Below are 22,841 nucleotides of genomic sequence, written 5' to 3'. Positions count from 1 at the left end.
TTTAACCCCCCAATGATTTTGGCGGCGTAATAATAATCCGCTCACCGTCAAATTCCATAGTTGCTTTGTCTTTAATGTTTAAGGCGGATAAATATTCCTTAGGCACTTGTAAACGTCCAACTCGATCTACGACGACATAGGCTTCATGAACGGATTGCAGTCCACTAGCAGCAGCTGGCAGCTCTGCCTCACCTCCATCAAGATTGATATTCGGATTCCGTTTAATAAACTCCGTGCTCGTTAAGCCGTCGCGGATGGCGACTACCCGATCGACCTTGCCCGCAAGCGTCAAGTCATGTGTTACGATCACGATCGTAATGCCGATCTCGTGATTCAGCCTGCGGAAAATACCCATTATTAAATCGGAGGTTGCCGTATCGACAGAGCCTGTTGGTTCATCAGCAAGCAAAAGCCTAGGACGGTTCGACAGCGAAATTGCGATTGCGACCCTTTGCTGCTCCCCCCCGGATAGCTGATGGAGCTTGTTATGCATCCGCTCCTTCAAGCCTACCCACTCTAGCAACTGCTTTGCATAAGGCCGATCGACCTTGCCCGACAACATCATCGGCATCTCAACGTTCTCAAGCGCGGAGAGATAAGGAAGCAGGTTGCGGGCATTATTTTGCCAAATAAATCCGACTGTTTCCCTCTTATACTTCACGAGGTCCTCTTCCGTAATCTTGAGCAAATCCCATGGACCAACGCGCACCTGTCCGGCAGAAGGGCGGTCAAGACCGCCCAGCGTATTCAGAAGCGTCGATTTCCCGCTGCCGCTGTTGCCGATGATAGCCATAAGCTCGCCTTCGTTTACTTTTAAGTTCAAGCCTTGCAGGGCGACGACCTCTAGATCGTCTGTTTTGTAAATTTTAACCAGACCTTCGCAATCGATCATCGCTGTTGTCATCGTTCTTCTCCCATCTTGACCGCTTGATGCACTCTGAGCCTGCGAATATGCAGGAAGAGAATCAATGCGCCGATCAGCATCATAAATCCGACTACGATGAACAATTGATTCGTATCGCTCGATTCGAAAATGACTCTAAATGGCGGTACTGTCTCAGCCACGTTTTCCGCTGTTTGAAGGAAAGGCAGGAACAGCAAGCTGACCGCTTTCCCAATTAAAACGCCCAAACCTATCGCAAGACCAGCTGTGAAGAGCTGTTCCAGCAGCAGCATGCCCGTGAGCTGTTTACGAGAAAGTCCCATCGCGCGAAGTACCCCGAATTGAACGACACGCCCCGATAAATTAAAGAACCAAAAGAGCACGTAGCCTGCAAGGGTAATGATAACGGAAACGAGAAATCCTAAGCTCAGTATGCCGAAGACGCCGCCTCTTGTCGGAAGCTTCGCTTGCAGAATAAGCTCACTTCTAACATCATTGATAGATGCTAGCTCTACACCGGCCTTCTGCAGCTCTTTAACGATAGGCGCGACCTTCGCATCAGGCTTCATTTTCAACCATACTTCGTAAGGAATAAGCGGAATTTGATCATAAATATAGTCCAAATTCGTGATGATGAACGGTGATTTATCCGGATATTGACTAGGCCAATAAGGCAAAATGCCCACCACTACAAAATCAACCTTGCCTTCCGTAAAGCCGACTGACACCGGATCACCCAGCTTCAGCTGATATTTCTCGGCTACCTTTGAAGGAATAAGCGCCGCATGCTCATACAGCCCCAAATTATTCAAATAATAGTTCGGATGCGCAGGATACAAATCGTTGCGGAACCAGCCAACCTTCGCAAAGTCAACGTTGTCGATACCCATTATCGTACCTTGACCGATTGATTTGCCCGAGATAACGACGCTCCCTTTCGCCTGCAATACGCGTGCTGCTGCTTCTACCCCTTCCAGGGAACGGAACAGTTCGAAGGGCGGTTCACTGAATAAAACTTTTGTAGGGACGCTTTGACCGCCGCCACCTGAGCCGCCGCCATTTCCACCGCCAGCGCCAGCGCCACCTCCGGCACCACCGTTACCGCCACCGCCATTTCCGCCGCCTGCACCACCGCCGCCGCCGTTTCCTCCATTGCCTCCGCCGTTATTGCCCGGCTTCGTTGTAATCTCTGGAGAGCCTTCCCACACCGTTTGAATGGTAACGTCGGCGCCGTATTTATACAACGTCCGTTCCGTCGAGTTCAAATCGATCGTTCTAGCTGCCGATGCGTTATAAACGCCAAGTCCCAGCGTTAGCACTAGCAAAATCATAAGCGGGTAATATCCCTTTGATGAGCGGGAAAGCTGAGTAAGCGTTAAATAAAGAGGCACTGGTAAAAACTTGCGTCCCAGCCATGTGAAGAGCTTCAACAGCCACGGGAACAGCCGCAAGAAAAATAAACCAAGTGCAAAAATAGACAAAGCCGGAACAAAGAATAAAAACGGTTGAACATTTAATTGATCCGTCGTCATCCCTGTTTTGAACGTCAGCATCTGCCGTTCATTGAACATGTACCACCCATAGCCTGCAGCAACGATCAATAATACATCGAGATACCAACGCTGCCAGCCAGGCTTGCGGTCAGACCGGGCAAGATCCTGCTTGTAGCTGACTATAGATGATCTAGCATACATAATTGCTGGAATAATTGTCGCAAGAAGAGCAAGCAATACCGCTGCGCCTCCCGCGATCATCGCTTCCGTAGAGAAGCCAACCGGTATCGACTTGCGATTGACGAAGGAGAGGAAGCCATTGGCCGATCCTATGCTCTTCGCCATGAACCAGCCGATGAAGGGGCCGCTCGCAAGCGCTATGCCGCCAAGCAGCAAGCCCTCGAGCAAATAAATCCAAATAATTTGCCGCGTCCCTGCTCCCCGGCTTCGGAGAACGGCGATGTCGCTGCGCTGTTTGTCGAGAGACTGGCGAGCATTCATCGCAATAAAGAAAAATACCATAGCCAGCATGGGTGCAGCAAGCGTGAACAGAAGCGTTTGCAGCTGCAGGCTTTGCTTCTTAAACTCTGAAAGCGTGGACGCAAACGAGATTTCAACTCTCGTATCCTTGAGGCGCTGGTACAACTCAATGTTGAGGCGCTCAAGCGTCCTGCCTAGCGGCGATAATTGGCTCGTTTGAATTTCCGATAAATCGAAAGCATAATACCAGCTGGCATTATGAAGCGGAATGCTTCTCTTAGCGAGCAAATTTTTCTCAAACGCTGTTTCACTAATTTGCAACGTATTCAGCAAGCTTTCCATTCCTTGATACCAGTATGAACTTGTATCAGTAAGCGGTTTGACCGCCCCGACGATTTTGACCCGTAATGTAAGATCTAATCCGCCGTATACCGGATATTCGAATATGTCACCGATATGTACATCATTACGATACATCGCTTCCTCGAACATAACCGCTTCGAGCAGCTCTCCATCCCCTTCAGTATTCACGAACCATCTGCCTTGCGTAAGCTCGGTATTAGCCTCAAGCTTCGACATGGTCATAATGGTGAGCTGGCGATTGCGCCCAGCATCAACCTTAGAGGGATCCTCGGGCACGACCTCTGTGCTGCGTATGGAATAGCTGTTGACGTATGTTTGATAAGGAAAGCCGATCTCCTTCGGCACTCCATCCGAAATATAACTTTCAAGCCCTGACAGCGCCGATAAATCCGTTTTCCCGCCAGCGGGTGATTGATACCTCATTAGAAGGGAGCCAGCCGGTAATCCAGAGCTCTTCTCCTGCAGCGATTCGGCTACGACTCGTTTGAGCGCGCCATCCGCGTACATTGGTATACTGGTCGCAAAAGCAACCGCCAAGGTCAGTCCCGCCAGCGTGCTTAAGGTTAGCCAGCGCGTGTTCCACATTTTGCGGAACAAAAAACGAAATAGCGGAATACCCATCGGCTATCGACCTACAACTTTCTGACCCGGCTTCAAACCTTGCAGGATCTCAACCTGCGTCGCGGTCTGTTGGCCGACCTCTACATCCACCTCACGCTTGCCGTCAGCATCAATAACCTGCACGTAAGTTCGAGCACCAATTGAACGAAGCGTAGAAGGAGGAATAACAATGGCATTTTCTGTGCGCTTCGTAATGATGTTGATAGACAGCAGGGTTCCTCTGTTTAAGTTTTTCGGCAGATCCTTAAGATCGACAAGAAGGAAGTCCTCTGGACGCTCCGGCTTCGGTGCTTCAGGATTCCCGCCGTTGCCGCCGCCATTATTCGGATCCTCTTCCGTTTTGATCGGAAGCTGCTTCACTTTGCCTTTAAACGTACCGACACTGCTGATATTAGCCGATACCTCTAAACCGACAGCTATTTTTTCCAGCTCTGTTTTGGATAGCTTCGCAGCTGCTGTTATTTTGCTCGTGTCCGCTATAATTGCAATCGGCGCATAAGCTTTAATAAGATCGCCCTTCTGAACATTTAACGTAACAACCTTACCGCTAAATGGTGCTGTCAAAGTTGCCTTCGCGATTTCCTCTTCCATGTCAACCAGCTTCTGCCTGCGCTCTTCGAAAGCAATCATCTTTTCCTCAAATTCAATCGTGTCCATCTCATCGCGCGAACGCAGCGTTTCTTTCATTGAAACTTCTTCCTTCTTAAAAGCAAGCTTCTCGAGGCGCAGATTTTTGACCAAATCATCCACGTCAAGCTCGCCGATCACTTGGCCTGCCTTGACATCTTGACCCGCTTTCACAGAGACCGATTTCAAATGCTTGCCGTCTAGAGTGAAAAACAAGGTTTCTTCTTCCAAGGAGATCAGCTTGCCAATCACCTGCACCTTCGTCTCGAGAGTGGCAGTCGTCACCTCGTACTCCGGCTTCTTGGATATTTGCGGAGGGGCGATTACCGGCAATACCTCTTCCTCTGGCTCGGCGGGAAGCAATGAGCACCCGCTTGCGAATACTAATGAAACACCCATAACAACAACCATCGAGCGTTTAAATAAACTTTCCGTCCACCATTTCATAGACACGGTCGGCAACCTCCAAAATCGTAGGATCATGTGTAGTCATACAAATTGTAACTTGTTCAGTGCGAATAATATTTTGGAAAACGGCCATAATTTGAGCGGACATGCCTGAATCAAGCTCTGCTGTCGGCTCATCGGCCAAAAGCAGCATTGGCTTGTGAGCGATCGCCTTGGCAATAGCAACACGCTGCTGCTCGCCGCCCGAGAGCTCGAATGGACGGTGATTCATCCTTCGCTCGAGACCAACAAGCTCAAGACACTCTGTAACTCTATCCTTCCACTCTGCACGCGGAATACCAGCCATGCGAAGGGAAAGCTCCACATTCTCCCGTGCAGATAAAAGCGGCATAAGTGCGAAGGCTTGAAAGATAAAGCCCATGTGCTTGCGTCTTACTAACGTTCGTTGATCGTCACTCATACTGTGAAAGGTCAAACCATTAAACAAAATCTCACCCTTGCTTGGAGTATCCAGCCCGCCCAAGCAATTCAGAAGCGTCGTCTTGCCTGAACCCGATCTGCCTCTAAGCATAACTAACTGGCGCTCCTTGAGCTCCATTCGAATGCCCTTCAATACATGAAGCGGAGAACCTCCAACCTGAAACGTACGCTCTACATCGGTTACGGTAAGTAGATTGCGTCTTTCAACGGCGGGTTCTATCTGCCCTTCTGTTATTTGCTCTTCTTCCTGCGGAATGGCCATAAGCGCTTGCGATCCCTCCTCAACCAACTTTCATAATTCTAATCTTACATGATAGACGAAAGACATGGTAAAAAAGTTACGCCAAAAAGAAACATATTTTAAAAAGTTTGCAAAGTAAAAAAGCTGCTTTTGGCGAATGCTCCCGCATCACGCTAAAAGCAGCATTTAACCCCAATTTATTTCACTTTAAAATGAGAAATGGCTGGGTCCAGCTCATTAACGATTTCTGTGGCCGCATCTGCTCCCCAACCAAATAACTTCATTAATGTACCGCAACACAATTCATGAAAAATAGTGCTATTATTATTTATCGGATAACCTAATAATTAATAAGAGATTAAGAAGAAAATTTTAATTTTTTGTGTCGAATTTATTAATTTGATAGATATCAAAGGCGTGCTCTCATGAATGCGAGAGCACGCCTTTTAATTCATTTACAAATTATTTACCAAAAGCTTGAGGATCTTGTCTCCAAGCTTGCAATGCGGCCACATCTTCCGGTGCAACTTTACCGAGCTGAACAGCCGTTTGAATTAATGCGCTGTAGTTAGACAGCGTTGCAAGCGGCATTTGCTCTGCGGCGAAGGCTTGAATCGCTGAATCGAACTCATAAGTGAAAATCGCTAGCACGGCCAATACTTCCGCGCCTGCTTCCCGCACGGCTAGCCCAGCTTTCAGCGAGCTGCCGCCTGTCGAGATCAAATCCTCGATAACAACAACCTTCTGGCCTGGGTTTACGCGTCCTTCGATTTGGTTTTGCTTGCCGTGTCCTTTCGCTTTGTCGCGAATATAGGCCATCGGCAGATTAAGCTTCTGGGCTACCCACGCTGCATGGGGAATACCCGCCGTTGATGTTCCCGCAATAACCTCGGCATCAGAATAATTCTCGCGAATGATGGTCGCGAAGCCCTCAGCTATCACATCTCGAATTGAAGGATAAGTCATTGTAAGTCGATTATCGCAATAGATCGGCGATTTAATGCCTGAAGTCCAAGTGAAAGGCTCATTAGGACGAAGCGCCACCGCTTCAATCTCAAGCAAGCTCTTGGCAATTTGGTTAGGCAATTCAGTTAACGTTGATTTACTCATAGGATGTCAGCTCCTCAATAATGGATTCAATTGCAGCTCTTGGGCTAGGTGCCGCCGTAATCGGACGACCGATTACCATATAATCAGTGCCTTGACGCAGAGCCTCGCTAGGCGTCATAATGCGCGATTGATCGTTCACGTCAGCGCCTGCCGGACGAATGCCGGGCGTAATCGTTTTGAAAGCTGCACCGCATGCTGCTTTAATCGCTTCTACCTCAGAGGGCGATGCGACAACGCCGTCCAGACCTGCCTTCTTCGTCAGCTCCGCATAACGCAGAACCGCAGACTCTACCGTACCGTTGATGCCAATTTGCTCGTTAAGCATCGACTGGCTTGTACTCGTCAAATGGGTAACCGCGATCACGGTTGGCCTGCTCAGTCCGCTGCCTGCAAGGGCAAGGTCCACGCCTTCAAGCGCAGCTTCCAGCATTGCGCTTCCGCCAGCAGCATGCACGTTGAACATGTCTACGCCTAGCTTAGTAACGCTGCTTGCCCCGCCTTTGACCGTATTCGGAATATCATGCATTTTAACATCTAGAAAAACGTAGTAGCCTCGCTCTTTCAAGCTATTCACAAATGAAGGACCTGCGGCATAAAATAGCTGCATCCCCACTTTTATATAACAAGGAATGCCCTGTAGCTCGGCAATTAAACGCTCTGCCGCTGCAGCATCTGGATAATCCAGCGCTACCATAATCCGTCCTGCAGCTTGCTCGTTTGTCAACTTCATTCGAAACCTCTCCATTTCTCTGCACATTTGCATAATAAACGGCCATACGTCTTGCTCTAAGCTTGCCTCCGCAAAGGCTTAAAGCCCTTTGGAAGCAAGCAAAGCAATGAACGCTGGCCGTACTTTTAAGCTGCTGTGAGCTTATTTCTTTTGAAGCACTACTGGCATAGAGCGCGAGGAAAAGTTTAAAGTCTCGAGCATGACTAGCAATGCGCGGACAGTATCCAGCGATGTCATACAAACAACGCCATTCTCAACGGCTTCACGACGGATTCGGAATCCATCACGCTCAGGCGCTTTGCCTTTTGTCAACGTGTTGACAACAAACTGCGCCTCACCTTCGCGTACGAGATCCAAAATATTTGGTGAACCTTCGCTAAGTTTATTAACAGTCGTAACGATCAAGCCTGCTTCTTCAAGCGCTTTTGCCGTTCCGCCAGTTGCGATGATTTTGTAGCCTAGGTTAAAGAAGCCGCGCAGCAATTCTGTTGCCTCTTCTTTGTCCTTGTCCGCCACCGTAGCAATGATTGCGCCTGATGTTGGAATTTTCATTCCTGCGCCGATGAGGCCTTTGTATAGTGCTTTCGCATACTGAACGTCGCGGCCCATAACTTCACCCGTCGATTTCATCTCAGGCGTCAAGGTAGGGTCAACGCGGCGAAGCTTAGCGAAGGAGAATACAGGAACCTTAACCGATACATATTCATCCTCTGGCCATAAGCCGTCTACATAACCAAGTTCTGCAAGCTTCGTGCCAAGAATTGCTTTTGTAGCCAAGTTTGCCATCGGAATATTTGTTACTTTGCTTAGGAAAGGTACCGTACGCGACGAGCGCGGATTAACCTCGATGACATACACCTTCTCCTTATGAATGACGAACTGGATATTGACAAGTCCGATTACGTTCAGCGCTTTGGAAATGCTGATTGTAATGTCGACGATTTGTTGTTTAATGTCATCAGAAAGCGATTGTGGCGGGTAAACCGCGATCGAGTCGCCGGAATGAACGCCCGCGCGCTCAACATGCTCCATGATGCCTGGGATAAGCACTGTCTCGCCGTCGCAAATCGCGTCTACCTCTGCTTCTTTGCCCAGCATGTAGCGGTCAATCAGTACCGGGTGCTCCGGGTTGATTTTTACGGCAACCTCCATATAGTTTAGAAGCTCTTCATCCGAGTATACGATTTCCATTGCACGGCCGCCTAGTACATAGGACGGACGAACAAGTACAGGATAGCCAAGTCCTTGCGCGGTAACAACTGCATCGTCTACTGAAGTTACAGTCTTGCCGTCTGGCTGTGCGATGTTCAAGCTGCGAAGCAAGGCTTCGAACTTCTTGCGATCTTCCGCAGCGTCGATGCTTTCAAGGCTGGAGCCGAGAATGCGTACGCCTGCTTTGGAGAGCGGAGCAGCAAGGTTAATTGCCGTTTGGCCGCCAAATTGTACGATTACGCCAATTGGATTCTCTTGCTCGATGACGTTCATCACATCCTCGAAGAACAATGGTTCAAAGTACAGTCTGTCGGATGTGCTGAAGTCAGTTGATACCGTTTCCGGGTTGTTGTTGATAATAACCGCTTCGTAACCCGCATTTTGGATGGCCCATACAGCGTGGACCGTTGAGTAGTCGAACTCGATGCCTTGGCCGATGCGAATTGGACCGGAACCAAGCACGAGTACCTTTTGTTTATCCGTAGCTGTAACTTCGTTCTCTACTTCATAGGTCGAGTAGTAGTACGGAGTAGACGCTTCAAACTCAGCGGCGCAAGTATCAACCATTTTGTAAACAGGCTTCAGATTGTGTTGTACGCGAAGCGCGCGTACTTCTTCCTCAGTTGTATGGCTGCCGTTCGGGAAGCCTTCGCGGCGGATTTCTGCGATCGAACGATCGGAGAAGCCTTTGCGTTTTGCTTCATATAGCATTTCATAGGAAAGGGCTGATTCGCTGCGCATCCGATCTTCGAATGCAACGATCAATTGAATTTTATCAAGGAACCACCAATCGATGTTTGTAATATCTTGAATTTCCTGCAGCTTGTAACCGCGGCGGAATGCTTCCGCTACAAGGAACATGCGCTCGTCGTCCGGCTTCTCAAGGCGTGAGCGAAGCACGGCATCTTCTAGGGACGATGCTTCTTTCAAGTGAATGCGGTGCGCGCCGATCTCAAGCGAGCGAACCGCTTTGTGAATCGATTCCTCGAATGTACGGCCGATCGCCATAACTTCGCCTGTTGCTTTCATTTGCGTGCCTAGCTTACGGTTCGCGTTAACGAACTTGTCAAAAGGCCAGCGTGGGATCTTAGATACGATATAGTCTAGTGTTGGCTCAAAGCAAGCGTACGTTTGGCCGGTTACTGGGTTTACCAGCTCATCCAGCGTATAGCCAATTGCGATTTTTGCTGCCATTTTAGCAATCGGATAACCCGTTGCTTTGGAAGCAAGCGCCGAAGAGCGGCTGACACGCGGGTTTACTTCGATAACATAGTATTGATAGCTTTGTGGATCAAGCGCGAATTGTACGTTGCAGCCGCCCTCGATGTTCAAAGCGCGAATGATTTTTAATGATGCCGAGCGAAGCATTTGATACTCGCGGTCGGAAAGCGTTTGGCTAGGCGCAACGACGATGCTATCGCCTGTATGTACGCCAACCGGGTCAAAGTTCTCCATGTTACATACGACGATACAGTTGTCGTTCGCATCGCGCATGACTTCATATTCGACTTCCTTCATGCCGGCAATCGATTTCTCGATCAAGCACTGGCTGATCGGGCTGTAGCGAATACCGGAAGCAACCGTCTCGCGCAGCTCCTCTTCGCTCGCGCAAATGCCGCCGCCTGTTCCGCCAAGCGTGTATGCTGGACGAACGATAATTGGATAACCGATCGTATTTGCAAAAGCAATCGCATCCTCAATCGTCGTAACGATATCGCTATCCGGTACAGGCTGCTCAAGCTCGCGCATAAGATCACGGAACAAATCGCGATCCTCCGCTTTCTCGATAGCTGTAAGCTGAGTACCCAGCAGCTTGACATTCTCGCGTTCAAGAACGCCTGCACGCGCAAGCTCAACCGCCATGTTGAGGCCGGTTTGGCCGCCAAGCGTCGGAAGCAATCCGTCCGGACGCTCTTGGCGAATAATTTGGGATACAAAATCAAGCGTGATTGGCTCGATGTATACTTTATCAGCCATGTTCGTATCTGTCATAATTGTAGCCGGGTTACTGTTTATAAGAACAACCTCATAGCCCTCTTCCTTGAGCGCTTGGCAAGCTTGTGTCCCGGCATAGTCGAATTCCGCCGCTTGTCCGATGACGATCGGACCGGATCCGATCACGAGAATTTTTTTGAGTTCATTATTTTTGGGCATACTGAAGCTCTCCTTTCAACGTCTCCGATAACACCGCTTGACGAGGTTTTTGTGGGTTGTTTTTCTTGTGCGTACGGATCATTTCTAGGAACTCATCAAACAAATAGCTGGAATCGTAAGGTCCAGGAGCTGCTTCCGGGTGATATTGAACCGAGAATGCAGGGAATGTATTGTGCTTAAGTCCTTCGATTGTGCGGTCATTGTTGTTAATGTGCGTGACCGTCAAAGGCGTGTTCGCTACGGACTCTTCAAGCACCGTGTATCCGTGGTTTTGCGAAGTAATGTAGCAACGGTTAGTTGCAAGCTCTTTAACCGGGTGGTTACCGCCGCGGTGACCGAATTTCAGCTTAGTCGTTTCTGCTCCGCAAGCTAGCGCGAACAGCTGGTGACCTAAGCAAATGCCAAAGATCGGATATTCGCCAAGCAGCTCGGAAATCATTTTAACGGCGTAAGGCACATCCTGCGGGTCCCCAGGGCCATTGGACAATTGAATGCCGTCTGGAGCCAGGCGGCGAATTTCGTCTGCAGTTGTATGGTGAGGAACGACGATGACATCGCAGCCGCGCTTTGTAAGCTCGCGCAAAATACCGCTTTTTGCACCGAAGTCAACAAGCACGATACGCTCGCCTTGTCCTGGGCTTGAGAAAAGGTGAGGTGTCGATGTGCGTGCGACTTGATCTGTCATCAGCTTCGAGATGTTAAGACGCTCAGCAAGCTCTTCAACGCGCTCGTTGCCAGTCGTGATCAGACCTTTCATCGTACCGTAGTTGCGAAGCTTGCGAGTAAGCATCCGTGTATCGATATCGCTGATGCCCGGAATGCCGTATTCTTTCAGAAGCTGACCTAGCGAGTATTGTGCGCGCCAGTTGCTTGGCACTTCTTCATGACGACGAACGACGAACCCGTGAATGAAGGGGCGAATCGATTCAAAGTCATCGCGTGTAATGCCGTAGTTGCCGATTAGCGGGTAAGTCATCGTTACGATTTGTCCACAGTAGGACGGATCGGAGAGGACCTCTTGATAACCGGTAATACCTGTATTAAATACAACCTCGCCCATCATTTGCGCTTCTGCACCGAACGAAAGGCCCGTAAACAACGTACCGTCTTCCAACAATAATCTTGCATGCATCCGTATCACTCCTCAGGTGTTCATTATTCCCCATATATTGGCTTAATTAAGTAGATATTATTATTCGGACCAGACGACAGCGCCGTCAACGATGGTTGTCACTGGCCAGCCGCTAAGCTTCCAGCCGCCGAATGGCGTATTGTTGCTTTTTGATGCAAAAGAACTTGGATCAACCGAACGCTCGCTGTTCAAATCCACGATGGTTACGTCGGCAGGCGCTCCTTGCTCTAAGCGACCCGTCGGAAGACGGAAGACGCGAGCCGGATCTGCCGTCATGCGCTGCAAGAGGAACCCGAGCGTCCATTTGCCGGTTTGTACGAATTTCGTGTACAAGAGCGGGAATGCCGTTTCGAATCCAACGATGCCAAATGGCGCTAGCTGCACGCCGCGTGCTTTCTCTTCTGCGCTATGCGGAGCATGATCGGTAACGACCATATCGATCGTTCCATCCTCAATCGCTTCGATAACCGCTTGAACGTCGCGCGGCGTGCGGAGCGGCGGATTCATTTTCCAATTTGCATCATCAAGGCCTGGAATGTCTTCATCTGACAAAAGCAGGTGATGCGGGCAAACCTCAGCGGTCACCCGAACGCCGATTTGCTTGGCAAGGCGGATCAAGCGAACCGACTGCTCTGTGCTTACATGGCATACATGGTAGTGCACGCCCGTTGCTTCAGCCAGCAATACATCTCTTCCTACATGAATCGCTTCCGATTCGTTCGGAATTCCCTTCAAGCCATGCTTGCGGGAAAACTCGCCTTCCGACGCCCAAGCGCCTTCAACCAACGTATCGTCCTCGCAGTGCGCGATGATCGGCATATCCATCGATTGCGCAAGCGCCATAGCGTTTTTCATCATTTGCGCGTTTTGAACGCCTACTCCGTCATCGGTGAAGCCAATTGCTCCTGCTTCTTTAAGAGAAGCAAAATCCGTCAGCTCGCGTCCGAGCTCGTTTTTTGTAATGGATGCGTAAGGCAGAACCTTAACGACTCCGACGTCCGCTGCTTTGTTCTTAATGTAGGAAACCGTCTCAGCCGTATCTGTTACCGGACGCGTGTTAGGCATACAAGCAATCGTCGTGAAGCCGCCCTTGGCAGCGGAACGAGTACCTGTAGCGATATCTTCTTTATATTCAAAGCCTGGATCGCGCAAATGAACGTGCATATCGATAAAGCCTGGCGATACGAGCTTGCCCTGTGCATCAATAACCTCTGCGCTGCCCGTATCCGGCGTTTGCGCGCCGTCTACGATCGCTTCGATTTTACCGTTTGCGATTTGGATATGCTTGCTTTCCAGACTGCCCGAAATTTCGTTCCATACGTTACCGTTAATTATCCATAATGACATAATCGTTTTCACCCTCCGATTGGTTCGGTCTATATTGCTGCTGTTAGCTGAGTGCGCGTTCTATGACGGCCATTCGAACCGGTACCCCATTTTCCATTTGCGGAAAAATGCGTGATTGCGGATGTTCAACCAGCTCATCGTCGATTTCTACATTGCGATTGATTGGCGCAGGGTGCATAATGATTGCATGATTGGCAAGCTTGCTTGCTCTCTCCACCGTCAAGCCGTAATGCTCGCGGTAGTTCTCGGCAGAGCTGAGCTTGCCGCTCTCGTGGCGCTCAAGCTGCACGCGCAGCATCATGACGACATCTGATTTTAAAGCTTCATCTATAGTGACATAAGAGACATCCAGCTCAGAGGCTTGCATATTCACCGGCGAACAGAAGTTCACGTTGACCCCGAATTTTTGCAGCGCCCATAGGTTCGATCTTGCTACCCTGCTGTGCAGTACATCTCCGACAATCGAAACCGTCAATCCTTTGAGTTGTCCAAAATGCTTGCGCATCGTATACATATCGAGGAGCGCTTGGGTAGGATGCTCGTTGTTGCCGTCTCCAGCATTAATTAAAGGAACCTTGATCTTAGTCGCCAGCTCGGCAAGAACGCCGATTGGCTTAAGCCGAATGATTCCTACGTCGATTCCCATCGATTCCAGCGTGCGAACCGTATCGTAAATTGATTCACCCTTCTGAACGCTTGATACCGCTGAAGAGAAATTCAGCACCTCTGTGCCTAGACGCTTCTCAGCTACTTCGAAGGAAAAGCGCGTCCGTGTACTATTTTCGAAAAACATGTTGGCTGCGAACTTGCCTTGCATCGTTGTGTGGACTTTAGTGGATTGGTTCTCCCAATAAGCGGCCCGATCAAGAATAGATTCTATCTCTTCCTTGCTTAAATCCTTTAATCCGAGCAAACTCCGTTGTTTAAGCAGTGTCACCGTCATCCGGCTTGCCCCCTCTTGTTAATGTGACTTGATCGATATGGTCGATTTCGGCAAGATCTACATCAATTTGCTCCTGCTTGGAGGTTGGCACGTTTTTGCCGACAAAATCAGGCCGAATCGGCAGTTCCCGATGTCCTCTGTCTACAAGCACCGCCAACTGGATGCTTTGCGGCCGTCCGCAATCCATAAGCGCATCCATTGCCGCCCGGATCGTTCGTCCTGTATAAAGCACATCGTCGAACAATATGATTCGTTTGTCTTGAACCGTGAAGGGTACGCCGTCGGTATCGCCTATCGCCGCTGCGACTTCAACGTCTGCTGACTTGGCAGACTTGCGATCATCTCGGTAATGCGTGATGTCAAGCTCGCTAACGAGTACCGGCTTCCCTTCAATTTCCCTGATGCGTTCCGCAATGCGATGTGCGAGGTAAATGCCCCGCGTTCGAATGCCTACGATTACGCAGTTATCGATGCCCTTGTTCTTCTCCACGATTTCATGAGCAATTCGCGTTAATGCCCGGCGAATTGCCGTTTCATCCATGATGACCAATTGCTCTTCTTCCGTCATTTCCGCTTACTCCTTCCATAATCGCCAAAATGCCAGGTTGCGACAAAAAAAGCTCCTTGCAAAAATCGCAAGGAGCTTGTGATAAGCCATGAAGAGATAGGGTACATGCCCCCGCTGCTCTCGTCACAGAAAGCTGCGCATTTGGATGTCCTATTCTTCTCTTCTATAGACTTGTTATTCACGCTACCTTGCCAGCCTCTCGGGACTGAGTTAAAGGTACTGCTGTATATCATAGGAATTATCCCACATTCGACATTTTGTTGTCAAGTAAAAACGAATATTTCCGCTTGTACATCGTGTGAACCCATTCCGATCAGCTATACAAGGATCGCGTTAGTTGCTATAGGCTAAGCTTACGAATTCTTTCTACCGCTTTTTCCGTATTTTCGCGGCTGCCGAATGCCGTTAGGCGGAAATAACCTTGTCCGCTTTGTCCGAAGCCAACACCCGGTGTTCCAACGATGTTCGCTTCCGTAAGAAGCTTATCGAAGAATGCCCATGAATCCAAGCCATTTGGCGTTTTCAACCAGATGTAAGGAGCGTTGACGCCTCCGAACACTTCCAAACCAAGCGATGCCAGACCGTCGCGAATAATCGCAGCATTAGTCATATAGTAATCAACCAAAGCTTTGATTTGTTCTTTGCCTTCCTCCGAGTAAATAGCAGCTGCACCGCGTTGTGTCACATACGATACGCCGTTGAATTTAGTCGTGTGGCGGCGATTCCATAGGTCGTTGAACAACACCTCGTTGCCGGAAGCGTCAAATCCTTTAAGCTCGCGCGGAACGACCGTGTATGCGCAGCGTACGCCTGTGAAGCCTGCTGTCTTCGAGAAGCTGCGGAATTCGATAGCTACCTCGCGCGCGCCTTCGATTTCGTAGATGCTGTGAGGAACGTCGTCTTCTTGGATAAATGACTCATAAGCAGAATCATAAAGGATAATGCAGTTGTTCGCTTTTGCGTAATCCACCCATACCTTCAGCTCTTCCTTCGTTAGCGTCATGCCTGTCGGGTTGTTCGGGTAGCACAAGTAAATAATATCAACCTTGCGGTCCGGCAGGCTTGGTTTAAAGTCGTTCTCAGCCGTGCACTCCAAGTACGAAATGTTCTCATAACGTTTTGTTTCTTGATTGTATTTGCCTGAGCGGCCAGCCATTACGTTCGTATCTACATACACGGGGTATACAGGATCTTGTACGGCAACGATGCTGTTCTCGCTGAAAATCTCTTGAATGTTGCCGACATCGCATTTGGAGCCGTCGCTTACGAATACTTCATTCGATGCGATTTCGATGCCGCGTGCTTTATAGTCATTTTCAATAATAGCGTTAACTAGAAAATCGTAGCCTTGCTCTGGACCGTATCCGCGGAATGATCCTGGAGCCGCAAGCTCGTCTACTGCGCTGTGCATAGCTTTCAGTACCGCTTCCGGCAAGCCGCGTGTAACGTCGCCGATACCTAGGCTGATAATTTCTGCATTAGGGTTTTCTTGAATAAATTTTGTGCGGCGCTTTGCAATTTCCGAAAACAAGTAGCTGCCTTGCAGCTCCAGGTAATTTTGATTAATGGATGTCATTTGGTGTCACCTATCCTTATATTTTCATTAATTTCAGATGTTACTGTTAGAATAACTTACTTCACAGTTCGAAATAATGAATAAAGTGGTGAAAAGTTTGCACTTTTGCACGTTTTGAGCTACCTTGACCGCAAGCTGCTAAGCACATTCTCGAAATCTGCCGGCAACGGCATCTCGAACTCTAATCTTTCGCCGCTGCGCGGATGGGTAAATCCGAGAAGCGCGGCATGCAAAGCTTGTCCCTTTAGCGCCACCGTCTTATTGCGACCATAAACCGGATCTCCCGCAAGCGGATGTCCGATATATTTCATATGAACACGAATTTGATGGGTGCGGCCCGTTTCGAGCTGCAGCTCAACAATCGTATAATCGCCCAAACGCTCGAGCACATGGAAATGCGTTACTGCCTGTCTGCTGTTGCGCTCAGTCACCGTAAACAGTTTCCGATCATTTAAATCGCGTCCGATCGGCGCATCGATCGTCCCTTGGTCATGCGGCAAATTGCCGTGTACAAGAGCGATATATTTGCGCGTTACCGTATGATCCTTCAACTGCTCCGCAAGCGAAATATGCGCGAGGTCATTTTTGGCGGCCATCAGCAATCCCGTCGTATCCTTATCGATCCGATGCACGATGCCTGGACGAATCATGCCATTAATGCCGGACAAATCCTTGCAATGATACATAAGCGCATTCACAAGCGTTCCGGACGAATGTCCTGGTGCGGGATGAACGACCATACCGCGCTTTTTATTGATGACAATAAGATCCGAATCCTCGTATATAACCTCAAGCGGAATGTTCTCAGACACGATCGCAGCCTCTTCCGGCTCAGGTATGTGAAGAACAACATGGTTGCCTTCCATCACCTTTACGTTCGCTTTTGCAACCTTTCCGTCTACCAGCACGGCTCCTGCTTTGATCCATTCTTGTACTTGCGTTCTCGACACGGCAGCATCGTCGATGCTGTCCGTTACAAACTTATCTACTCGTTCGCCGGATTGCTCTGCTTCTGCAATCCATTCCAAAGGCTCTTCATTATACAGGCTGTTGCTCATGATTGTTATGATCCTTGTCCTCTCCATTTTGCAAACGTTTCTTATCATCCTTAGCGGACAACAACGTGTCAATTAGAATTAATGCTACGCCGCAGACGATACCTGAATCCGCAACGTTAAAAATCGGAAATTCATAGCTGCCAAAGTTGAACTGCAGGAAGTCGACAACCTCCCCAAACCGAGCGCGATCCAGAAAGTTGCCAATCGCACCGCCAAGAACAAGTCCAAGACCAACAAGCAGCCAAGGCTTGGCAGACCTGCGCATCGCTTGAATGTACCATATAATGCCCGTTACAATGACGATCGTAATAATAATGAAAAACAGCCGTTGATCCTGCAGGATGCCAAATGCAGCACCCCGATTTCGATGCGAAGTAATGAGAAAAAAATTACCGATAACGCTAATTTGATCCTCGATGTCAAGCTTAGTTTCAATTATTCTTTTTGTTGCAAAATCAAGGACAAACACGATTACGGCTACCCAATAATAATAAAAACGCATCTAATCACTCCTAATTTTTTGTGAAGCAACAATTCAACTCCAAAGAGCTGCGTGATAAGGAAGCTTAAATCGACGCAGGCGGCTCCTTTCAAACAATTCCAATCAATTGTAGCATACAGCGCCAAACGAGAGCCAGCAGGAAGCGTAGTTCTTCCATTGAAGCCCATACTGAAAAACCGCCTTTCGGCAAAAGCTAATACAGCAATTATGTTCCCTGCTAAGGAGGGCGCTCAAAAATGACAACCCCATCAAACGCTCATATTAAGCTGCTGCAAAGCAGGTTGTTGGATGAGCAGCGTGAAATCGAACACAGGCTTGCAGAAAATGATCATTACGGATTATCCCATTCGCAACGCGATGATACCGGCGAGCTTTCATCGATCGATAACCATCCGGGCGATACCGCAACCGAGCTTTACGAACGTGCAAAGGATGTTGCCCTGCTTGAACAGGAGGATCTGCATCTTAGGCGCATCGATGCAGCGCTTGATGCGATAGCAAACGGTTCATACGGCATATGCATGACTTGCAACGAACCTATTCCGCTTGAGCGTCTCGATGCTGTTCCGGATACGCTGTATTGCATCGAGCATGCGCCCCGCCAGCATTTATCGCTGCGCAGGCCAGTTGAAGAATTAGTTCTTGATCCTCCGTTTGGACGCACAAGCATGGACGAGCATGACTCTTACAACGGCTTTGACGGTGAGGACGCATGGCAAATTGTTGAACAATATGGCAATGCCGATTCACCTGCAATGTCAGAACATCCTGATGTCGCCGATTACGATCATGTTGGCATTGAAGCCTATGAGAATGACGGCTTCGTTGAGCCGATCGAAAGCTTCCTGGCGACCGACATCACCGGCCGTCATGTCTCTGTGATCCGCAACCGGGAATATTCACATTATTTGGATGCCGGCGAAGGAGACCACGGTCTTGAGACGGAAGAGCATGACGAAAAATAATTAATACGTTTTTCCTTCAAGCTGGATTTGTACAATTCGAACGATGTCCGCGATATAGTCGCCGATTATCGGCAGGTTCAACGCACCTAAAATACGCAGCACATAAAGAATCGTCGCAGCAAAAAAAGTAAAGCCGATCGCGATACCAACGCCTCGCGCCGTACCGGCGAGCAGATTTTTCCAAATCAACGTTCTGGGTCGGTTAAGCAGTTGCACGTAGTCGGCAATTTGCGTACGCTCCAAATCCGTTGCGACCACTTGCAGGCGTTTATCAAGTATGCCGAGCGAAGATTTCAGCTCGTCCAAATTTTTCGGTTGTTCCGGGTTATTTGTTTTCATACGAGGCATCCCCTTTGTCAAACAATAAAACGAGGCCTAACCTCCCTGCCATTGCAGCTATGCGACCAATCGGTCGCTTGCTGCAGCAGCCGGTAGGCGACGGCCTCGTTTTTCGCTTGTTGTTTTCCTCTATACTATATCCTTATCCGCGGATGAAAATCCCTATAACCTTTTCACCGAGCGATACTCTTTCCATCTCCGGCGTTTCTTCATAGGCTACTGACTGTACAAGCACATTATCGTGCAGGACATCCTTGAATGCTTCAAGAGCAGCTTTAAGCTCAGAATCTACATCGAGTACAAGGTCAATCCGTTTCTCGATCGGCAGATCCAGCTTTTTGCGCGTATCCTGAACGGCACGAATGACCTCGCGCACCCAGCCCTCCTGCTCAAGCTCCGGCGTAATATCCGTATTAAGCGCTACGGTAACGCCATAGCCTGATGCGGAAGCAAATCCGGACTTCGCTTGTTTCTCAACCAACAACTCTTCTACGGCAATGGCCAGCTGCTCGCCCTCAGCGCTCGTGAAGTCGAAGCTTCCGCCGTTCACAATGCTGCGAGTTTGGTCAGCATTCAAGCCTTTCAGCTGCGCTTGGATTGGACCTACGTTTTTGCCATACTTTTTGCCGGCAACTTTAAGGTTCAGCTTAAGCGTAAAATCAACAAAGCCGCTGTCGGAATTTTGTACCGTAATCGCTTTGACGTTAATTTCGTCCTTCACGATGTCCTCGTAGTCTGCCACGTTAAAATCACGATCCAGCGAAACGATAAGCTCAGACAACGGTTGACGAGTCTTGATGCCCGTTTCGTTCCGAACGTTGCGCGCAAGCTCAACGATTTGCTTCGCGCTTTCCATATCGCGCTCCAGCGTCTCATCGATCACAGCCTCGTCGGCTTTAGGGTAGTCAGCCAAATGCACGCTGCCCACTCCGCCTAGATTGCCGTATACATCCTCAGCAAGCAAAGGTGCGTACGGCGCGATTAGACGTGAGAGCGTAAGGAGTACGCTGCGCAGCGTCTGGTAAGCAGCCAGCTTATCATCGGTAAGCCCGCTACCCCAGAAACGGTCGCGCGAGCGTCTGATATACCAGTTGCTAAGCTCGTCAACGAACGTCTCAATCGATTTGGCCGGGTTAAGGAAATCATTAACCTCTAATCCTTTGTTTACCGTATTGATCAAGCTGTTCAAGCGGGAAATGATCCAGCGATCCAGCTTGTTATCCGATTTGATTTCCGCATGTTCGTTAAAGTCAAAGCCGTCGATGGAAGCATACAGTGCAAAAAATGCATGCGTATTGACGATTGTATCAATGACCTTCGATTTTGCTTCGCCTACGATGCCGCGCGAGAACCGTTTGCTGTTCCATGGCGCGCTGTCTGCAAGCAACGCCCAGCGGAATGCATCCGTGCCGTATTCGTTGATGATTTCCCAAGGATCAATGACATTGCCCTTCGATTTGGACATCTTCTGTCCATTCTCATCCAAGATATGACCGGTTGAGATAACCGCTTTGTAAGGCGCTTTGCCATTGTATAGCGTCGATACAGCAAGCAAGCTGTAGAACCAGCCGCGTGTCTGGTCAATGCCCTCGCAGATGATGTCTGCAGGATATTGCTCAGCGAACTGCTGCTCATTCTCAAACGGATGATGCTGCTGAGCGAAAGGCATTGAGCCGCTATCGAACCAGACGTCGATTACTTCCGGTGTGCGCGTCATTTCGGCGCCCTCGGCAAAAGGAGATTTCAGCTTGATTCCATCTACATATGGCTTGTGGAGCTCGATATCCTCAGGCACATCGCCGATTGCCATCGCACGCAAATCAGCGATGCTGCTTGGCGAATATTCCTTGCCCGTCACTTCGCAAACCCATACGTTGAGCGGCGTTCCCCAATAGCGGTTGCGGCTGATGTTCCAGTCCACCAAATCCTCAAGGAACTTGCCGAAGCGTCCTTCGCGGATATGGCCCGGGTACCAGTCTACACTGTTGTTGTTTGCGATCAGTTGATCCTTCACTGCCGTTGTCTTAATGAACCAGCTTTCCATTGCATAATAGATCAATGGCGTTTTGCAGCGCCAGCAGAATGGATAGCTATGCTCGTAGCGCTCCTTCGAGTAAAGCAAGCCGCGCTCGCTCAAATTTTTGACGATATCGATATCAAGCTCGCTGTCTTTGACGAAACGGCCCGCAAAGTCCGTTACTTCCGCAACGTAGCGACCCGCCAAATCAACGACATTCAGCATGCTGATTCCGTTCTCGCGTGAAACGCGGTAGTCATCCTCACCGTATGCAGGCGCAATATGAACGATCCCTGTACCGCTAGTGTCGCTGACAAAATCGCCGGCAATGACGATATGGCCTTTCTCAATCGCAACGTAATTGAATGGCGGCTCATAGCTTAAGCCGACCAGCTCTGCACCCTTCACAACCGATAGAACCTCATACTCGTCCTTCAGTACGCTCTCAGCCAAATTTTGAGCAACGATATACACTTCGCCATTTTTGGAAGCGCGGATATAATCAAGCTCCGAATTTACAGCGAGCGCCACGTTAGCTGGCAGCGTCCATGGCGTAGTCGTCCATGCCAGAACAAACTCCCCGGAATCCGCAAGCTTAAACTTCGCAGTCGCGCTTAGATCCTTCACATCCTCATAGCCTTGTGCAACCTCATGCGAGCTGAGCGTCGTTTGGCAATCCGGGCAATACGGGCTTACGCGATGTCCGCGGTACAGCAGCCCTTTGCCGTGAATGGTTGATAAAATATGCCATACGCTCTCGATATACTCATTCTTAAGCGTAATGTATGGATTGTCTAGATCCGTCCAGTATCCGATCGCTTCTGTAAGCTCACGCCATTGCTTCTCGTATTCAAATACGCTGTCCTTACATTTTTTCACGAATTTCTCAATGCCGTATTCCTCGATCTCTTGCTTGCCGGAAATGCCCAGCTGCTTCTCTACGCCAAGCTCAACCGGAAGACCGTGCGTATCCCAGCCTGCTTTACGGATTACGCGGTAGCCTGACATCGTCTTGTAACGTCCGATAAAGTCCTTGATAACACGGCCTAGCACATGACCGATATGAGGCGCTCCATTAGCGGTTGGCGGTCCCTCATAAAATACAAAATTCGGCTTGCCTTCTCGATTTTCAATTGATTTCTTGAAGGTATCCTCTGTTTTCCATTGCTCAAGCACACGCATCTCACGACTGCGGGCACGTTCCTTAACATCTACGCGTTGCATAATTCAGCCTCCTAATTTTAAACAAAAATAAAGCCTCATCCCTATGAGAAGGGACGAGGCTTAGTCGCGTTACCACCCTTGTTCCGCATATTCTTCTGCTGTACAGCTAGCAGGAAGATAAAGGCAAACAGCTCACTCGAACTGCGCTTCATGCGGCACCTTAGTCGCGAACGTTCTGTTCGCGTTCCCTGTAACGGGGGACAGCCGTCAGCACTTACTGCTGCTCTCGCAGGTTCGGCGCCGCTTCTCAGAGAGGATATTCCGAATTGGCTCACACACCGGGCTTTCAGCTGCCGCCGGCTCTCTGAGGAGTGACCCTAAAACGTACTTGTTCTCGTCAACGAAGTTTAGATCAATGATTCATTATC

General features: G+C 49.3%; 17 protein-coding genes and 1 other annotated feature. Of the genes, 1 reads left to right on the top strand and 16 read right to left on the bottom strand.

Annotated features, from left to right (window positions below; genetic code table 11):
• Window position 1: 1 nt before the first annotated feature.
• The 14 genes from AC2TDN_RS09080 to lspA all read right to left on the bottom strand — a co-directional run bounded on the left by AC2TDN_RS09080 (window position 2) and on the right by lspA (window position 17,928).
• Window positions 2-892, bottom strand: coding sequence for an ABC transporter ATP-binding protein (locus tag AC2TDN_RS09080; RefSeq protein WP_482066897.1), 891 nt, complete (start codon window positions 890-892; stop codon window positions 2-4).
• Window positions 893-900: 8 nt separating this feature from the next.
• Window positions 901-3,840 (bottom strand): ABC transporter permease, encoded by a 2,940-nt coding sequence (locus AC2TDN_RS09075; protein WP_484687717.1) that lies wholly within the window; start codon window positions 3,838-3,840, stop codon window positions 901-903.
• Window positions 3,841-3,843: 3 nt separating this feature from the next.
• The gene (locus AC2TDN_RS09070) at window positions 3,844-4,920 is read right to left on the bottom strand and encodes an efflux RND transporter periplasmic adaptor subunit (protein ID WP_484687716.1); all 1,077 of its coding nucleotides are present in this window, start codon (window positions 4,918-4,920) and stop codon (window positions 3,844-3,846) included.
• Window positions 4,886-5,617, bottom strand: a complete 732-nt coding sequence (locus tag AC2TDN_RS09065) for an ABC transporter ATP-binding protein (RefSeq protein ID WP_484687715.1) — start codon at window positions 5,615-5,617, stop codon at window positions 4,886-4,888. The genes AC2TDN_RS09070 and AC2TDN_RS09065 overlap by 35 nt, the downstream gene beginning before the upstream one ends.
• 441 nt (window positions 5,618-6,058) lie before the next feature.
• Window positions 6,059-6,706, bottom strand: a complete 648-nt coding sequence (gene pyrE / locus AC2TDN_RS09060; RefSeq protein ID WP_484687714.1) for an orotate phosphoribosyltransferase — start codon at window positions 6,704-6,706, stop codon at window positions 6,059-6,061.
• A complete protein-coding gene (pyrF, locus tag AC2TDN_RS09055) occupies window positions 6,699-7,436 on the bottom strand; it encodes an orotidine-5'-phosphate decarboxylase (protein WP_484687713.1) in 738 nt (245 codons plus the stop codon). Before pyrF ends, pyrE begins: the two co-directional genes overlap by 8 nt.
• Window positions 7,437-7,577: 141 nt before the next feature.
• Window positions 7,578-10,802 (bottom strand): carbamoyl-phosphate synthase large subunit, encoded by a 3,225-nt coding sequence (gene carB / locus AC2TDN_RS09050; protein ID WP_484687712.1) that lies wholly within the window; start codon window positions 10,800-10,802, stop codon window positions 7,578-7,580.
• Window positions 10,789-11,934 (bottom strand): glutamine-hydrolyzing carbamoyl-phosphate synthase small subunit, encoded by a 1,146-nt coding sequence (carA, locus tag AC2TDN_RS09045; RefSeq protein WP_484687711.1) that lies wholly within the window; start codon window positions 11,932-11,934, stop codon window positions 10,789-10,791. The genes carB and carA overlap by 14 nt, the downstream gene beginning before the upstream one ends.
• Window positions 11,935-11,994: 60 nt before the next feature.
• Complete coding sequence (locus AC2TDN_RS09040; protein ID WP_482066805.1) at window positions 11,995-13,281, bottom strand: dihydroorotase; 1,287 nt, start codon at window positions 13,279-13,281, stop codon at window positions 11,995-11,997.
• Window positions 13,282-13,324: 43 nt separating this feature from the next.
• Window positions 13,325-14,224, bottom strand: a complete 900-nt coding sequence (locus AC2TDN_RS09035) for an aspartate carbamoyltransferase catalytic subunit (protein WP_484687710.1) — start codon at window positions 14,222-14,224, stop codon at window positions 13,325-13,327.
• The gene (gene pyrR, locus AC2TDN_RS09030) at window positions 14,205-14,792 is read right to left on the bottom strand and encodes a bifunctional pyr operon transcriptional regulator/uracil phosphoribosyltransferase PyrR (protein ID WP_484687709.1); all 588 of its coding nucleotides are present in this window, start codon (window positions 14,790-14,792) and stop codon (window positions 14,205-14,207) included. The genes AC2TDN_RS09035 and pyrR overlap by 20 nt, the downstream gene beginning before the upstream one ends.
• Before the next feature lie 340 nt (window positions 14,793-15,132).
• Window positions 15,133-16,368 carry an LL-diaminopimelate aminotransferase gene (locus AC2TDN_RS09025; protein WP_484687708.1) on the bottom strand — a complete coding sequence of 412 codons (1,236 nt, stop codon included), beginning with the start codon at window positions 16,366-16,368 and terminating at the stop codon, window positions 15,133-15,135.
• A 119-nt stretch (window positions 16,369-16,487) separates the two neighbouring features.
• The gene (locus tag AC2TDN_RS09020) at window positions 16,488-17,426 is read right to left on the bottom strand and encodes an RluA family pseudouridine synthase (protein WP_484687707.1); all 939 of its coding nucleotides are present in this window, start codon (window positions 17,424-17,426) and stop codon (window positions 16,488-16,490) included.
• Window positions 17,407-17,928 (bottom strand): signal peptidase II, encoded by a 522-nt coding sequence (gene lspA, locus AC2TDN_RS09015; RefSeq protein ID WP_482066800.1) that lies wholly within the window; start codon window positions 17,926-17,928, stop codon window positions 17,407-17,409. Before lspA ends, AC2TDN_RS09020 begins: the two co-directional genes overlap by 20 nt.
• A 236-nt stretch (window positions 17,929-18,164) precedes the next feature.
• Here lspA and AC2TDN_RS09010 point away from each other — a divergent pair, with 236 nt between their 5' ends.
• The gene (locus tag AC2TDN_RS09010) at window positions 18,165-18,893 is read left to right on the top strand and encodes a TraR/DksA C4-type zinc finger protein (protein WP_482066799.1); all 729 of its coding nucleotides are present in this window, start codon (window positions 18,165-18,167) and stop codon (window positions 18,891-18,893) included.
• Here AC2TDN_RS09010 and AC2TDN_RS09005 read toward each other — a convergent pair whose 3' ends face one another.
• Together AC2TDN_RS09005 and ileS are read right to left on the bottom strand one after the other, a co-directional pair.
• Complete coding sequence (locus AC2TDN_RS09005; RefSeq protein WP_482066798.1) at window positions 18,894-19,232, bottom strand: DUF5665 domain-containing protein; 339 nt, start codon at window positions 19,230-19,232, stop codon at window positions 18,894-18,896.
• 142 nt (window positions 19,233-19,374) lie between these two features.
• Window positions 19,375-22,473, bottom strand: coding sequence for an isoleucine--tRNA ligase (ileS, locus tag AC2TDN_RS09000; RefSeq protein WP_484687706.1), 3,099 nt, complete (start codon window positions 22,471-22,473; stop codon window positions 19,375-19,377).
• A 46-nt stretch (window positions 22,474-22,519) separates the two neighbouring features.
• Window positions 22,520-22,823: a binding site (T-box leader), on the bottom strand.
• Between the last annotated feature and the right edge of the window lie 18 nt (window positions 22,824-22,841).

This window comes from Paenibacillus sp. Y660, from assembly GCF_057221575.1.
The sequence above is the reverse complement of the archived record's forward strand: the minus strand, read 5'-3'. Positions and strand labels throughout refer to the sequence as shown.